16 protein-coding genes are annotated in these 14476 nt (G+C 64.7%); 1 reads left to right on the top strand and 15 read right to left on the bottom strand.

The genetic code is table 11. The features are described from left to right. Nucleotides 1-170: 170 nt before the first annotated feature. Nucleotides 171-1442 carry a PrsW family intramembrane metalloprotease gene (locus tag FNL14_RS08830; protein ID WP_142059302.1) on the top strand — a complete coding sequence of 424 codons (1272 nt, stop codon included), beginning with the start codon at nucleotides 171-173 and terminating at the stop codon, nucleotides 1440-1442. On the opposite strand, the gene FNL14_RS08835 is transcribed toward FNL14_RS08830, so the two are convergent. From FNL14_RS08835 to aroC, 15 genes are all read right to left on the bottom strand, one after another. Beyond that, nucleotides 1439-2299, bottom strand: coding sequence for a triose-phosphate isomerase family protein (locus FNL14_RS08835; protein WP_142059304.1), 861 nt, complete (start codon nucleotides 2297-2299; stop codon nucleotides 1439-1441). The two genes, FNL14_RS08830 and FNL14_RS08835, sit on opposite strands and share 4 nt — an antisense overlap. Nucleotides 2300-2308: 9 nt before the next feature. Beyond that, complete coding sequence (locus FNL14_RS08840; protein WP_142059307.1) at nucleotides 2309-3661, bottom strand: MFS transporter; 1353 nt, start codon at nucleotides 3659-3661, stop codon at nucleotides 2309-2311. 40 nt (nucleotides 3662-3701) lie between these two features. Further along, the gene (locus FNL14_RS23280; RefSeq protein WP_181762578.1) at nucleotides 3702-3857 is read right to left on the bottom strand and encodes a hypothetical protein; all 156 of its coding nucleotides are present in this window, start codon (nucleotides 3855-3857) and stop codon (nucleotides 3702-3704) included. A gap of 12 nt (nucleotides 3858-3869) precedes the next feature. After that, nucleotides 3870-4637, bottom strand: coding sequence for an SDR family NAD(P)-dependent oxidoreductase (locus FNL14_RS08845; protein ID WP_142059309.1), 768 nt, complete (start codon nucleotides 4635-4637; stop codon nucleotides 3870-3872). Between the two features lie 27 nt (nucleotides 4638-4664). Next, complete coding sequence (locus FNL14_RS08850; RefSeq protein WP_142059311.1) at nucleotides 4665-5657, bottom strand: 3-hydroxyacyl-CoA dehydrogenase family protein; 993 nt, start codon at nucleotides 5655-5657, stop codon at nucleotides 4665-4667. Nucleotides 5658-5659: 2 nt separating this feature from the next. Beyond that, nucleotides 5660-6154 (bottom strand): ribose-5-phosphate isomerase, encoded by a 495-nt coding sequence (locus FNL14_RS08855; RefSeq protein WP_142059313.1) that lies wholly within the window; start codon nucleotides 6152-6154, stop codon nucleotides 5660-5662. Next, nucleotides 6151-7917, bottom strand: a complete 1767-nt coding sequence (locus tag FNL14_RS08860) for a dihydroxyacetone kinase family protein (RefSeq protein ID WP_142059315.1) — start codon at nucleotides 7915-7917, stop codon at nucleotides 6151-6153. The genes FNL14_RS08855 and FNL14_RS08860 overlap by 4 nt, the downstream gene beginning before the upstream one ends. A 57-nt stretch (nucleotides 7918-7974) precedes the next feature. Then, nucleotides 7975-8979, bottom strand: a complete 1005-nt coding sequence (locus FNL14_RS08865) for a sugar phosphate isomerase/epimerase (protein WP_142059317.1) — start codon at nucleotides 8977-8979, stop codon at nucleotides 7975-7977. A gap of 128 nt (nucleotides 8980-9107) precedes the next feature. Then, a complete protein-coding gene (locus tag FNL14_RS08870; RefSeq protein ID WP_142059319.1) occupies nucleotides 9108-9824 on the bottom strand; it encodes a GntR family transcriptional regulator in 717 nt (238 codons plus the stop codon). Nucleotides 9825-9931: 107 nt separating this feature from the next. Then, a complete protein-coding gene (gene nusB / locus FNL14_RS08875) occupies nucleotides 9932-10342 on the bottom strand; it encodes a transcription antitermination factor NusB (RefSeq protein WP_142059321.1) in 411 nt (136 codons plus the stop codon). After that, entirely contained in the window at nucleotides 10342-10905 is a 564-nt protein-coding gene (gene efp / locus FNL14_RS08880; RefSeq protein WP_050054941.1) for an elongation factor P, read from the bottom strand. The genes nusB and efp overlap by 1 nt, the downstream gene beginning before the upstream one ends. A gap of 182 nt (nucleotides 10906-11087) precedes the next feature. Next, nucleotides 11088-11606, bottom strand: coding sequence for a tetratricopeptide repeat protein (locus FNL14_RS08885; RefSeq protein ID WP_142059323.1), 519 nt, complete (start codon nucleotides 11604-11606; stop codon nucleotides 11088-11090). Next, nucleotides 11606-12697, bottom strand: a complete 1092-nt coding sequence (gene aroB / locus FNL14_RS08890; protein WP_142059325.1) for a 3-dehydroquinate synthase — start codon at nucleotides 12695-12697, stop codon at nucleotides 11606-11608. The genes FNL14_RS08885 and aroB overlap by 1 nt, the downstream gene beginning before the upstream one ends. Then, nucleotides 12694-13203 carry a shikimate kinase gene (locus FNL14_RS08895; RefSeq protein ID WP_370455834.1) on the bottom strand — a complete coding sequence of 170 codons (510 nt, stop codon included), beginning with the start codon at nucleotides 13201-13203 and terminating at the stop codon, nucleotides 12694-12696. Before FNL14_RS08895 ends, aroB begins: the two co-directional genes overlap by 4 nt. 57 nt (nucleotides 13204-13260) lie before the next feature. Further along, on the bottom strand, nucleotides 13261-14460 hold the full coding sequence (gene aroC, locus FNL14_RS08900; protein WP_142059327.1) for a chorismate synthase: 1200 nt from the start codon (nucleotides 14458-14460) through the stop codon (nucleotides 13261-13263). Between the last annotated feature and the right edge of the window lie 16 nt (nucleotides 14461-14476).

A 14476-nucleotide genomic window follows, 5' to 3' on the forward strand; every position in this document is an offset into this window, starting at 1 on the left:
CCCCTTTCCCCGCCTCACAGGACGGAATTAAAAAAGGATCATGTGCGTCTCAAAATTACCACACGGGCATGGCGGCACCCGTGCCGGAAGGAGGCGGTGCTGGTCACACTCCCCGCCGCTCCCGGGCTGCATCCTTGGAGGTGCGGCGGGAGGCACCTAGGCTTTCGGATATGTCGATGCATCCCCGCTTCCCGGCGTCCGGACCGCCCGAAGATCCCGTCAGCGGCGGCACACCGCTCCCCCGCGAAGCAAATCCCACCTGGATGGGCCAGGTCCAGCCCGGAAACTATCAATCGGCACCGGGCCATCAGGGCCGTCCGGTGCAGGGCCTGGTCCCGCCGCAGGAGTCGGTGATGCGGGCGGGCCGGGCCCGGGGCGGGAGCCTCGTTGCCCTGTCCATCGGCGGCAGCGCCCTCGCCTTCCTCAGCCTGTTCCTGGTGGTGCCGTTCCTGTTGTCGAATACGGGTGCGCCGGGGTTCCTGATTGGTTTCCTGGCCTCCCTGATCCCCCTGTCCGCAGTCCTCCTGGCGGTCTATGTCATCGACAAATGGGAACCCGAGCCAAAGCGGCTCCTGTACTTTGCCTTTACGTGGGGCGCGGCAGTATCCATCGCGGTCACCTTGCTGATCCAACCGTTTTTTGTGCTGGGATTCCAGTTTTCCGATGAAGCGGACCTGCAGACCTTTATGGCCACGGTCCAGGCACCCATCGTGGAGGAGTTCGCCAAATCCCTGGGACTGCTGCTCCTGCTGATACTGGCCAGAAGGCATTTTGACGGGCCGGTTGACGGAGTGGTGTTCGCATTCACGATCGCAGGCGGCTTCGCCTTTACCGAGAACATCCTGTACTTCGGCAGGGCCATCGCGGAATCGGCCAACCCTGCCAGCGATTTCGCCCAGGTGTTTTTCCTGCGCGGCGTGATGTCCCCCTTCGCCCATGCGATCTTCACCGGCACCACCGGGCTGGTCATGGGGTTCGCCGCCCGCCGCGGAGGCACCGGCGTCGCGGTGGCAGCCTTTGTCCTGGGGCTCCTGCCGGCCATGTTCCTGCACAACCGGTGGAACAGCATGGGGCAGGGATTCCTGCTCGACTACATCCTGGTGCAGGTTCCCATCTTCTTCCTTGCCGTGGGCGGCATCATCCTCCTGCGGGTGGCGGAGAAACGGCTGACCCGCCAGCGCCTGCTCGAATACTCCGCCGCAGGCTGGTTCACTCCGGCCGAAGTGGAGCTGCTCGCCACTTTCGGAGGCCGCCGGACCGCGTTGAACTGGGCCGGCAGCTACGGCCGGAAGCGGCACATGAAGGAATTCATGAAAGCCGCCACCCAACTGGCCAACACCCGCCAGCGGATCCTCACCGGCCGCGATGTCCAGCTCCACCAGGCCGAGGAGCGGGAGCAGCTGCAGCGCATCCTGGCACTGCGCGCCGCCGTCGCGCGTTAAGCGCGTTGCCCCCGTAAGGGAGTTGCAGAAAGACCGGCATCTGCCAGCTCGAGTGCCTCATCCAGCACTTTGCCGAAGTTCGCGGCGTCATGGGCAAACCTGCCTAGGAAGAGCCCGGACACGCCGTCGAGCGTGGGCAGGAGCCCTGGCTTTGCCGAGCCGCCGTAGATGATCGGCAGGTTCCCCAGCGCTGCGCCTGCCTCCGCGCTGCGGACGTCGAGCAAGGCCCGCAGTACATGGACTACAGCGGAAACGTAGGCTGCACCGGCCGGTTCTGCTGCCCCGATTGCCCAGACAGGCTCGTAGGCAAGGATGAGCCGCGATGCCAGTGCCCAGTCGCCGTCCACCGCGTCGGCGACTTGCCTGAAAACGAACGCAGCAGCAGCTGTTACCCCGTCTTCAGTTCCTGAAGTGCAGGTTTCCTCACCCACGCACAGCAGCGGTGTAACTCCGGCAGCATCCGCTGCCTGGACCTTTCGTGCGATCTGCACACTGTCTTCGCCGAAATACCGGCGGCGTTCGGCGTGCCCAATCTCCACGAGGCTGACCTCGAGCTCCGCGAGGAGCGAGGGTGAAATCTCGCCTGTCCAGGGCCCATCGGCCCATCCACAGTTTTGGGCACCGAGGCGTACCGGTGATCCGGCCAGGATTGAGGCGGCTGCCGGAAGTATCGGGAAGGTGGGAACCACAAACGGGACTACCCGCCCGGCCGCCAGGGCCGGACGGGAGTCCACTTCATTGCGTACCTGCTTCAGCCAAGCCAGCGAATCGCGGTAACCCAGGTACATCTTGGTGCTGACCCCGACGTACACGGTGCCGGTCACGTCCGAATCCCTTCCGGTGCTGGTTTCAGGCATGGCAACCGATCACTTGGTCTTGAGCAGGTCATCTGCCTTGTTGCGGAACCGCTTGGTGGCGTACATCATGATGGCTGCCAGGAAAGGGAGCACGCCCAGGGCCAAGACGCCTGCGGAGCCGGTGGAGTCGGCCGCGATCCCGTTAACCGTGGTGCGCAGGATGGGCGCAACAAAGCCGCCGAGGTTTCCCAGCGAGTTGATCAGGCCGATGCCGGCGGCTGCGGCCGTTCCGGTGAGGAACGCCGTCGGGTAGGACCAGGCGATGGGTCCGATGGCGAGGAAGCTGCACACGGCCAGGGTGATGAAGACGATGCCAAGCGCCGGGAGGTGGTTCGTGCCGGCCCAAGCCGAGCCGAAGATGCACAGGCCAGTGGAGACAAACAGCCCGGTCCCCCACACCCGGCGGCGGACCAGCGTATTGGCGGCCTTACCGATGAGGTAGCAGGCGAAAATGCCGAAGAACCACGGGATGGCTGCCATCAGGCCGACGGCGAGCCCCACCTTTTGGCCGGTCAGCTGGGCTACCTGCTGCGGCAGGTAGAAGGTGACCCCGTAAACGGCGATCTGCAGGCAGAAGTAGATCACGGTGAAGTACCAGACCTTGCCGTTCTTCATGGCCGCAAGGACGCCGCGCGGGCCTGTTTCTTCCTTGACCGAATCCTCCAGTGACATAACGTCCAGGAGCGCCTTCTTTTCACCGGCGTTCAGGAACTTGGCGTCCTGCGGGCTGTTGATCAGGAAGAAGTAGGCCGCGACGCCGGCGACGACTGCCAGCATCCCTTCGACGAAAAACATCACCTGCCAGCCCTGGACGCCGGGCACCTGGTCGCCGATGTTGATCAACCAGCCGGACAGCGGTGCGCCCATCATTTGCGAGAACGGCTGGGCCAGGTAGAAGATGGCGAACATCTTTACCCGGACCTTGTTGGGGAACCAGGCTGCCAGGAACATGATGACGCCCGGGAACAGGCCGGCTTCGGTGACGCCGAGCAGGAAACGCAGGATGATGAAGGACGCCTCGCCCTGCACAAACGCGAAGCAGGCGGACACGATGCCCCAGGTGACGGCAATGCGGGCCAGCCAGACCTTTGCCCCGAACCTGGTCAGAAGCAGGTTGCTGGGGATCTCGAACAGGGCGTAGCCGATAAAGAAGATACCGGCGCCGAGGGCGAAGGCTCCTGCGCTGATGCCCTTGTCCACGCCCAGCGCGGCTTCGGAAAAGCCCACATTGGTACGGTCAAGGAACGCCACGATGTACAGGATGACGAGCATCGGCATCAGCCGGCGGGAGGCCTTGGAGATCGCCGATTTCAGGACCGGCGAGTCCAGGAGCTCCCTGGTGGATGTTGCTGCTAAAGACATCAAAACTCCTCTTTGAGTACTTTGAAGACAGGCTGGGGTTCTAGCGGGAGGCCACGATCATCACGACCCCTGCGACGCAGGCGAGGATGCCCGCGGCCAGGTAGATGGTGCGCGCCCGGGTCCAGGAGCCCAGCCCGGCGGCTTGTGGTCTTGCTGCGGGTGTTGGCCGTACCGCGGCCTTGTTCTTCTGCGCCATTGCCGGCCTTCCTTAATGCATGTAGAGTCCGCCGTCCACATTCAGCGTCTGGCCGGAGATGTATCCGGCATCTTCGCTGATGAGGAAGGCGATGGCTGCTGCGATGTCCCGCGTGGACCCGACCCGGTTGACTACCAGGTCCTTGGTCAGTTCGTCCTTGCGTTCCTGGCTGAGGGTGCCGCCCATGATGTCCGTATCGATCGGGCCCGGGGAAATGGCGTTGACCGTAATGTCGTACTCCCCCAATTCCCTGGCGGTGGAGCGCGTCAGTCCGATGACGCCGGCCTTCGCCACGGAGTACGGCGTCTTGGAGTAGGTGCCGCCCCCGCGCTGGGCTGAAACGGAGGAAATGTTGACGATCCGTCCGATCCGGTTTTTCACCATGGACTCGGCCACCCGGCGGGTGGCGTAGTGGACGCCATTGAGGTTGATATTGAGGACGCGGTCCCATTCCCCCGCGTCCAACTCGAGGTATGGAACGGGGGAACTGACGCCCGCCACGTTGGCAAGGGCCACGATTTGGGGCAGTTCCGCCTCGATGGAGTCGATGGCGGCCCGGACTGATGCTTCGTCTGCCACGTTGGCGCCCGCGCCGTGCGCGCGGATGCCGTACTGGGAAGCGAGTTCCTTGGCCGCGGCTTTGCACAGGGCATCGTCGAGGTCGATGATGCCGACGTTCCAGCCCTGGGCGGCAAGGTAGTTGGCGGTGGCCCGGCCAATGCCGCGTTCCGAGACGGCTCCGGTGATTATGGCGGTGCGTTCAGCGGGAAAACTGCTCATGGTTGCTCCTGGGTAAGGCGGACTGGATCAGCTGATGGGTGCGGGGCCGAGGTCTTCGAGGAGCTTCTGCATGGCCACATACGCTTTGTTGCGGTAAGCGATCAGCTCGGGCGTACGCTCGGCCGGGACATTGAGGAACCCGGCACCGGTCTTGGTGCCCAGCTTTCCGGCGTCCACCAGGTCGCTCAGGATTTTCGGGGTGGCGAAGCGCTCCGGGAAGTCGGTTTGCAGGGACTTGTAGCAGAAGTTGTAGACGTCCAAACCGGCCATGTCCGCTATGGCGAAAGGTCCGAAGAACGGCAGCCGGAAGCCGAAGGTGGTGCGGACAAGGGTGTCCACATCGTCCGCCGTCGCTATGCCCTGCTCCACCAGCTGCGCGGCTTCGTGGAACAGCGCGTACTGCAGGCGGTTGAGCACGAAGCCGGTGACGTCCTTAACCACTGCGGTCTGCTTGCCCGCCGCGTGCACCAGCTCGCGGACAGCCCCCACGGCAGCCGCAGCGGTGCCGGCGTGCGGGATGATTTCCACGCCGGGGATGAAGGGCGACGGGTTGGAGAAGTGCACGCCCAGGAACCGGTCCGGGTTGGTAACCGGCTCTGACAGTTCGGCGATGGAGATGGTGGAGGTGTTGGAGCCGATGATGGCATCCGGCCTGGCGGCGGCGCTGATGCGGGCCAGCGTCTGGTGCTTGATGGCGATCACTTCGGGGACTGCTTCCTCAATAAAGTCCGCATCCGCCACGGCTTCTTCGATGTCCTTGGCTGCCCACAGGTTCTGCTTCAGGATTTCGGTGGAACCCTCCGGGAACAGGCCGTCGGCCACGAACTGGTCCGACTCGGTGAGGAGGCGTTCGTAGTTGTTTTGTGCCACCTCCGCGGACACGTCCGCGAGTGCCACCCGGGCACCGCCAAGCGCCAGGACCTGGGCGATCCCTCCACCCATGTAGCCGGAGCCGACGACGGCGATCTTCCGGGGGCTGTTCGCGTCCGTCGCGGTTGAGGTGCTTGCTGTTTCGGTCATGATCAGAATGCCTTCGTGTAATCGGGTTCGTAGGAGCAGATTGCGTCCACTTTGGTGGCGGAGGCCGAGGTCTCGTCGAAGCGGTAGTCGAGCCATTCGCCCACCAGTTTCTTGGCCAGTTCCAGGCCGATGACCCGTTGGCCCATGGTGAGGACCTGGGCGTTGTTGCTCAGGACGGAACGCTCCACGGAATAGCCGTCATGGGCGGTGACGGCGCGGATGCCCGGTACCTTGTTGGCTGCGATGGCGACGCCGAGGCCGGTGCCGCAGATCAACAGGGCACGGTCCGCTTCGCCGCCGGCCACTTTGCGGGCGGCGTCGACGGCGACGTGCGGGTACGCCGTGGCGTCGTTCGCACCGACACCTACATCCTGTACAGATGCCACGCGGCTGTCCGCTTCGAGCAGCGCCTTCAGCGCCTCCTTGTATTCGACGCCGGCTTCATCATTTCCGATGACGATGCGCCAGCCTGTTGCGACACGTTCGTGTGCGCTCATGCTTGTGCCCCTTTTCCGGCCGTTGAGCCGGCCAGCAGTGAATAGTCAGACAGTTCAGAATTGAAGTAATCGGAGACGCGGGCCGCGATCAGTCCGAAGGAAACTGCGCCCGGGTCCGGATGTCCGAGGCTTTTCTCGGCCAGTGGACGCGCCCGCCCCTTGAGCGGCCGCAGGGATGCTGTGTCCTCCGCGGCCTTCCGGGCGGCGCCTGCCGCGGCGGCCAAGGCCGCAGCTGCCGTAGCACCGCTGCTGGAGGAGGCCAGGAAGGCGTCCCGGAAGGGAAGCAGGGCGTCCACCATGGTCTTATCGCCCGGTTCTGCCTTGCCAAGGCTGGTGATGGCGTCTACGAACGCGGTCACCGCGGAGGGTGCATCCCCGTCGCGGTAGGACTCCTTGTTGCCGAGACTCATTCCGGCAGCCAGCACAGCGGAGCCCCAGAGCGCCCCGGACGTTCCTCCGGCGCGTTCACTCCATGCCTCCCCTGCCGCCATCAGCACCCGCTGTACGGAAGCTCCCGCCGCCGCTGCGTCCAGGGCGGCTGCCGCTGCGGCATCCACGCCCCGGCGCATGCCGATGCCGTGGTCGCCGTCGCCCGCAACCGCATCCAGCCTCCCCAGTTCCGTTTCGTGTTCGACGACGACGTCCCGCACCTGGGCGAGCACGACGGCTGCCAGCCGTCCCAAGGACGCTGCTGCCGCCGTCGTGAGCTCCTCGTCGCCGGCCACGGCATCCTCCTGCCCGGCCAGTTCCCGGCGGGCACGTGGTGCCAGGTTTCCCTTGCGGAAAGCGGGGGTGTCCGCCGGAGCTGCCCAGTAGCGCTCGAGTTCCTCGTCCAGCCACAGCAGGGTCAGGGAGAGTCCGGACATGTCCAGGCTGGTGACCAGTTCGCCGCACTCGGGTTCCACAACAGTGAGGCCGGCGGCGGTGAGGAGCTTCTCGACTTTGCCGAAAAGCAGGAACAGTTCGTCGTACTTGACGGTCCCCAGGCCATTGACGATGGCCACCACACGGTGCCCGGCATCATCTGGCTTGTCCTCAAGGAGCCTGGCAACCAGGAGCTCCGCAAGTTCAGAGGCCGTGGGCAACGGATGCTCGGAGATGCCCGGCTCGCCGTGGATTCCCAGTCCCAGCGACATCTGGCCGGCCGGCACGTGGAACAGCGGCTCCCCGGCTCCCGGCAGCGTGCACCCGTCAAAGGCCACGCCCAGGGAACGGGTGCGGTAGTTCGTACGGCGGGCCAGCTGCTCGACCGCGTCCAGGTCCAGGCCCGCTTCGGCGGCGGCACCGGCAATCTTGAAAACAGTCAGATCGCCCGCGATGCCGCGGCGTTTCCCGATCTGGTCGATGGGGGCGCTGGCGATGTCATCAGTGACCAGGACGGTCCTTGTGTCGATGCCTTCCGCCTTGAGCCGCAGCTCAGCCTGGCCGAAGTGGAGAACGTCGCCGGCGTAGTTGCCGTAGCTCAACAGCACACCCCCGCCGGCGTTGGCCGCTTTGGCCACCCGGTACACCTGGCCGGCCGAAGGGGATGCAAACATGTTGCCGCAGGCGGAGCCGGCTGCCAGGCCCGGTCCCACCAGGCCGGCGAAGGCCGGGTAGTGGCCGGAGCCGCCGCCCACCACCAGGGCCACCTGGCCGGCGGGCACCTCCGTGGAGCGGACAACGCCGCCGTCGACCCGGGCAACGTACCCCCGGTTGGCTGCCACAAAGCCGTCCAATGCCTCATCTGCAAAGTTGGCGGGGTTGTCAAAAATCTGCGTCATGGTTCCTCATTGAATCCTTGGTGACAATTTCTTATCCGGTTCGAAGGCCGGCAGCGATCACACGCTGGTGAGTTCAGCCGCGCTGGGCTGTTGCCGCCCCTGGGCCACCTGGCTGCTGCCGAGTGTGTACCCGTCGGTCTTGGGGAGGACGTGGCGGCGGAGGTAGTCCTGGTTGCTGGCCGTCACGCTCAGCCCGTCGCCGCCGTAGTGCTCGGTACAGAGGATGCCCTGGAAACCCACGGAGAGTGCCACTTTGAAAGCCTCGCGGTAGTTGATCAGGCCGCTTTCCATTGGCGCCGGCATGGTGACGTACATGTCGCGGGCACGGTCCTCGTCGCGGATGTAGTTCTTCATGTGCCAGTAGTTGGAGTAGGGCAGGGTTTTAGCCACCATGTCCCGCCAGTCCTCGATGGGCCGGTGGAGCCGGATCAGGTTCCCGAGATCGGGGTTGAGGCCAACATTGGCCAGGCCGATGTCCTGGACCAGCCGGACGGAGGAATCGGCAGTGCCAAGGTAGGTGTCCTCGTACATCTCGAGCGAGAGCAGCACACCAACTTCGGCTGCGTGCCGGCCAAGTTCACGAAGCCGGGTCACCGCGTTGTTCCACGCTTCCGCGTCACCCGCGGGGTCTTTGTAGCCCTCCACCGTCCAGAACCACAGCTGCTTCTGCTGCTCGGGGGTAATGGCCTGGTGCAGCCCGAATGAGACAACCTCACAGCCGAGTTCGGCAGCGGCGTCTATGGTGCGGTGGCTGTAGGCGAGGTTCGCTTCCCAGCTGCCTTCCTCGATGACGCTGCGGCGGATGGCGGAGATAACCGGGATGCCGATGCCCACCTCTTCTGCTGTCTGCTTGAACTCAGCAAGCCGCTTCGTGCCCAGGTCGCCGGGGCGTACCCAGCTGTCGGTAAGGTCCGCGTTCGCGAAGCCGGCCTCTTTCACTTCCGTCAGAACGTCGGCCCACACCGAAGCTTCCGCATCGTTGATGTGCACTCCTGCGGCATCGGTCGCGGGAAACTGCAGCAACGCTGCTGTGATGGGCCAGTTCTCTGCCGTGTAAACCACGCGGGTCTCACTTTCCTAGATCGTGTTTCCTATAGGATTTACTATCGCAAGGAATGTTGTCAAGATCACTTTCAGGAAAACCGGCGGGCTAGAGGCGCCAGGGGTTATGCGATCCCGTCGAGCCGGGACTAGCTTTCGGGTGCTGCAGCGATGGCCCTTGACCGGACCTGCTGGATGTGGGCAGCCATGGCCGCTTCGGCTTTACCAGGATCGCCGGTCGAAAAAGCGTCCAGGACAGCCTGGTGCTCGGCTATGGCGGATTCCGCGTCGGTAATGCCCACTCCCCCAAAAAGGCGGAAACGCTGGATCTGACCGCCGAGGGCCGAGTAGGCGGCCTCCATGAACTGGTTTCCGGTCTGCCGCGCGATCAACTGGTGAAACCGCTCGTCCGCCTCAAGGTACTCCTTGAACTCGGCGAAGGCCGGTCCGCGGGGAGCAGACTTCAGGTCCTCCACCGCCTGCTTCAACTCGGTCAGGCCCCCCTGGTCCATGCGTTCACACGCGAGCCGCGCGTTGACCGGTTCGATCGCCAGCCGGGCTTCCATCAACTCGGCAAAATCCTCTTGGGTGAAGACGGGCGCCACCCTATAGCCCTTCAGTGCCACGCGGCGTACCATTCCGGTGTGCTCCAGCCGCGCCAGCGCTTCCCGGACGGGAGTGGGGGAAACGTCAAGATCCCGGGCGGTTCCGTCAATGCTCACCACAGATCCCGGAGCCAGCCGGCCGTCCATGAGGGACGTCAGGAGTTCGGTGTAGACGTGGTCGGCAAGCACCTGGCGGCTGACTGCGCGTCCGGAACGGCGGGCGGGCGGCACTGCATCGGTGCTGTCCAGGGCATTCTGCATGTGTAAATCCTATAGGGCTGCCTCGGCCCGCACTGGTGACGTGACCTAAGGGGATGCAAAAGAGCCCCGGCCAGGCTGACCTGGTCGGGGCTCTTTAAATGCTGCGCTTATGCCAGCAGAGAAGGCTTCAGCTGCTGCAGGCGGCCGAGGAGGCCGTTGATGAACTGCGGCGACTCGTCGGTGGAGAGAGTCTTGGCCAGCGCCACGGCTTCACTCACCGCCACGCCGTCAGGGACGTCGTCGTTGTACAGGAGCTCCCAGGTGCCGATGCGGAGGATGATGCGGTCAACCGACGGCATGCGCTCAAGGCTCCAGCCCTGCGAGTAGGTTTCGAGGAATTCGTCGATGGCGACTTGCTGCGAGAGCACGCCTTCAACGATTTCAAGGGTGTAGGGGTTGATGATCTGGTCAGTCTTCTCCCGGCGTGCCCGGAGCACGTCGAAAGCCGAAACCGAGCGTTGCTCGGCTTCGAAAAGTACATCCAGGGCCCTGTTACGGGCTTTACCGCGGGCGCTCACTACTCGGTGACCCGGCCAAGGTAGCTGCCGTCGCGGGTGTCCACCTTCACCTTGGTGTTGTTCTCGATGAACAGCGGGACCTGGATCTCGTAGCCGGTTTCCAGGGTGGCGGGCTTGGTGCCGGCGGAGGAGCGGTCGCCCTGCAGGCCCGGCTCCGTGTAGGTGATCTCGAGGACGACGCTCGGCGGCAGTTCGATGTAAAGCGGGGTGCCCTCGTGGATGGCGATGTTGACCATCTGGTTCTCGAGCATGAAGTTGGTGGCGTCGCCAACGGTGGCTCCGGAGACCGTGATCTGGTCGTAGTCGGAGGTGTCCATGAACACGAAGTCAGCGCCATCCTGGTACAGGTACTGGTAGTCGCGGCGGTCCACGGTGGCGGTTTCGATCTTGAGTCCGGCGTTGAACGTCTTGTCCACAACCTTGCCGGACATCACGTTGCGCATCTTGGTCCGCACAAAGGCGCCGCCCTTGCCCGGCTTGACGTGCTGGAATTCGATAATGTTCCAGAGCTGGCCCTCAAGCTTCAGGACCGTTCCGTTCTTGATGTCGTTAGTGGTTGCCACTGGTATCCTCTGGTTTCTCTGTCTGGTCGCGTTGTCAGGCGCTGTATGCCGGGCAGGCAGGCCAGGCGGCGTGCCAGCTCGTATTTGTCAAAAATCGGAGTTCGAAAAAATTCAAATACCATTCTACCGGTAAATCGGGGGTGCCCCCGGTACGGCCTCCCGTGACGGTGCGCTGTCCGGCGTCAGCAGGCCAGGTCCAGCACGTCCCGGGCGCGCTGGAGAGCCACCGTGGAGGAGTAGATCAAGGCTGCATCCGCCGACTCGGCCACCCGCAGATCCAGCGCGCGGGCAAAGGATTCAACGGCAGCGGAGGTCTGGCCTGCCGTGTACTGTGTTTTGCCCAGGAACTGCAGGACCAGCGCCTCACGGGGCGTCCCCTGTACTTCCGCAAGCAGTTGGCGGAACAGTTCCACCGCCCTGTCCAGGCGGTTGGACACCCGGAGCACTTCGGCCTCGAAGGCCCGGAGCCGGAAAGATTCGGGATCCTTGAAGCGGGCTTCTGCCAGCAGTTCGGCAGCCTCGGCAGCATGCCCTTCCACCAGCAGGACAAAAATGTGGTCGGCCGGGTCGGTGGAGACCGCGAGGGCTTCCCGGCAGGCGTCTTCATTGACAATTTCCGGGAGCAGTGATTCCGGGTTGATGCGGATACCCGGGAATCCGGCCTCCGGCCAGTCCGTTGTGCCTTCCCTGTCGCCGTGCATCAGGAAGCAATTTCCTGGTAGGCGGCGAAGAGCAGCGACGTGTCCGGCACATCGAGGATCCCGGGCTTGGCCACGCCGTCGAGGACCACGAACCGCAGCAGGTCGCCGCGGGACTTCTTGTCCCGCCGCATTCCGTCGAGCAGGCTCTGCCAGCGGTCCTTCCGGTAGGTGACCGGAAGCCCCAGTCCGTCCAGGATGCTGCGGTGCCTGTCGGCGTCGGTATCGCTGAGCCGGCCCACGCTGCGGGCGAGCTCGGCGGCGAACATCATGCCTACGGAGACGGCGGCCCCGTGGCGCCAGGAGTACCGCTCCACCAGTTCGATCGCGTGGCCCAGGGTGTGGCCGTAGTTCAGGATCTCGCGCAGGCCGGACTCCTTGAGGTCCTCGGAAACCACCTTCGCTTTTACGGCGATGGCCCGCTCAATGAGCTCGCGGAGGGCGGCTGATTGCGGATCAACCACAGCGTCCGGGTCCTTTTCAACGAGGTCAAGGATGGCGGGATCTGCGATAAACCCGCACTTGATGACTTCCGCCATGCCGGAGATGATCTCGTTTTTGGGCAGCGTGTTCAGCGTGTCAAGATCGGCCAGGACGGCGGCCGGCGGGTGGAAGGCACCCACCAGGTTCTTGCCTTCGGCGGTGTTGATGCCGGTTTTTCCGCCCACGGAGGCGTCCACCATGCCCAGCAGGCTGGTGGGCATGTGGATGACCTTGACGCCGCGCAGCCAGGTGGCAGCCACGAAGCCGGCAAGGTCCGTGACGGCCCCTCCCCCGACGGCGACAATCGCGTCGGAGCGTGTGAAGTCGTTTTGCCCGAGGACCTGCCAGCAGAAGGCGGCCACCTGGATGTGCTTGCCTTCTTCGGCGTCGGGAATTTCAGCCGTCAGCGAGGTGAAACCAGCCGCGGCCAGCTCGTCCCGGACTGTATCGCCGGTGAGCCGGAGGGCGCGCGGATGGATGACCAGGACCCGCCGGACCCGCTCACCGAGCAGGCCGGGAAGGTCTCCGAGCAGCCCCCGCCCCACCACTACGTCGTAGTTGTTGGCGGCGGACTCGCCGGTGACCTTGATGATTGTTGATTCGGCGCTCACTTTTCAACTTCCTGTTTGGCAGCTGCGTAGTCCCGCAGTGCTGCTTCCAGTCGGCGTCCCAGCTCGGAAACCGAGCCGTGGCGCACGTCCAGGGTGATATCTGCCAGCCGCTCGTAAACCGGCTTGCGGGTGGCGAACATGGCTGTCCAGCGGCCCATCGCATCCCCTGCGAGCAGGGGCCGTCCGGAGTTCCGGGCGATGCGGCCGGCAACGGTATCGGCATCGCACTCGAGGTACACCACGGTGCAGCGGCCAATGAGCTGCTGCGTTCCCGAGTCAAGTACCGCGCCGCCGCCAAGGGAGACGACGGTGGTGGTGCCTTCTGCCGCTTCGACGACGTCGGCCACCGTCCGTGCCTCAATTTCGCGGAAGGCGTGCTCGCCACGCCCTGCGAAGATATCCGCGATGGACCCGTGGGCGGCCACGATGACGGCGTCGGTATCCACGAACGGGACACCAAGCTGCTGGGCGAGCTGGTGGCCGATGGCGGATTTGCCGACTGCCATGGGCCCGATGAGGACCACGGGACGGCCGACGGCCAGGGGTTTGTTGCGGTGGGGCACTTACCGGCCGATCGAGTCCAGGGACGCCGGAATGTTGTCCAGGTAACCCTTGATGTTGCGTGCGGTTTCCGCCACGGAGTCGCCGCCGAACTTTTCGCTGACAGCTTCGGCCAGGACCAGCGCCACCATGGCTTCGGCAACAACGCCGGCGGCCGGCACGGCACAGACGTCGGAGCGCTGGTGGTGGGCCTTGGCCGGTTCGCCGGTGCTGACGTCGATGGTCTTCAGGGCGCGGGGGACGGTGGCGATGGGCTTCATGGCCGCGCGGACGCGGAGCACGTCGCCGATGCTCATGCCGCCCTCAATGCCGCCGGCACGGTTGCTGGTCCGGGTGATCCGGCCGTCAGTGTCCTTGACGATTTCGTCGTGGGCGGCGGAGCCGCGGCGGGCAGCGGTGAGGAATCCATCGCCTACTTCCACGCCCTTGATTGCCTGGATGCCCATCAGGGCAGCAGCAAGCCTGCCATCGAGCCTGCGGTCCCAGTGGACATAGCTTCCCAGTCCCGGCGGGAGACCGTAGGCAAGGACTTCAACAACGCCGCCCAAGGTTTCGCCCTCCTTGTGGGCGGCGTCCACCTCGGCCACCATCGCGTCCGACGTTTCGCGGTCGAAGCAGCGCAGCGGGTCTGCGTCCAGGGCCAGCACGTCGGCAGGCAGGGGCAACGGCCGCCCCTCCGGGACCGTGACACTGGCGATGGACACGGTGTGGCTGACGAGTTCAATCCCCAGGTGCTTCAGGAACTGTGCTGCGACCGTACCAAGTGCTACGCGGGTGGCGGTTTCACGGGCACTGGCGCGTTCCAGGACGGGGCGGGCCTCATCGAAGCCGTACTTCTGCATTCCGGTGAAGTCAGCGTGGCCGGGGCGGGGACGCGTCAGGGGGGCGTTGCGGGCCTGGTCGGCAAGAAGTTCCGGGTCAACCGGGTCCGAAGCCATGATCTGTTCCCATTTGGGCCACTCCGTGTTGCCCACCTGGATAGCCACGGGACCGCCCTGGGTGACGCCGTGCCGGACACCGCCGAGGATGGTCACCACGTCCTGTTCAAACTTCATACGTGCGCCGCGCCCGTAACCCAGGCGGCGGCGGGCCAGTGAATCGGCGATGTGCCCGCTGGTGATTTCAACACCGGCGGGGACGCCTTCAATAATTCCCATCAGAGCCGGACCATGGGATTCACCGGCAGTCAACCAACGCAACATATTTTCCATCCTGCCA

The organism is Pseudarthrobacter sp. B4EP4b, assembly GCF_006680095.1.
Lineage (GTDB): Bacteria > Actinomycetota > Actinomycetes > Actinomycetales > Micrococcaceae > Arthrobacter.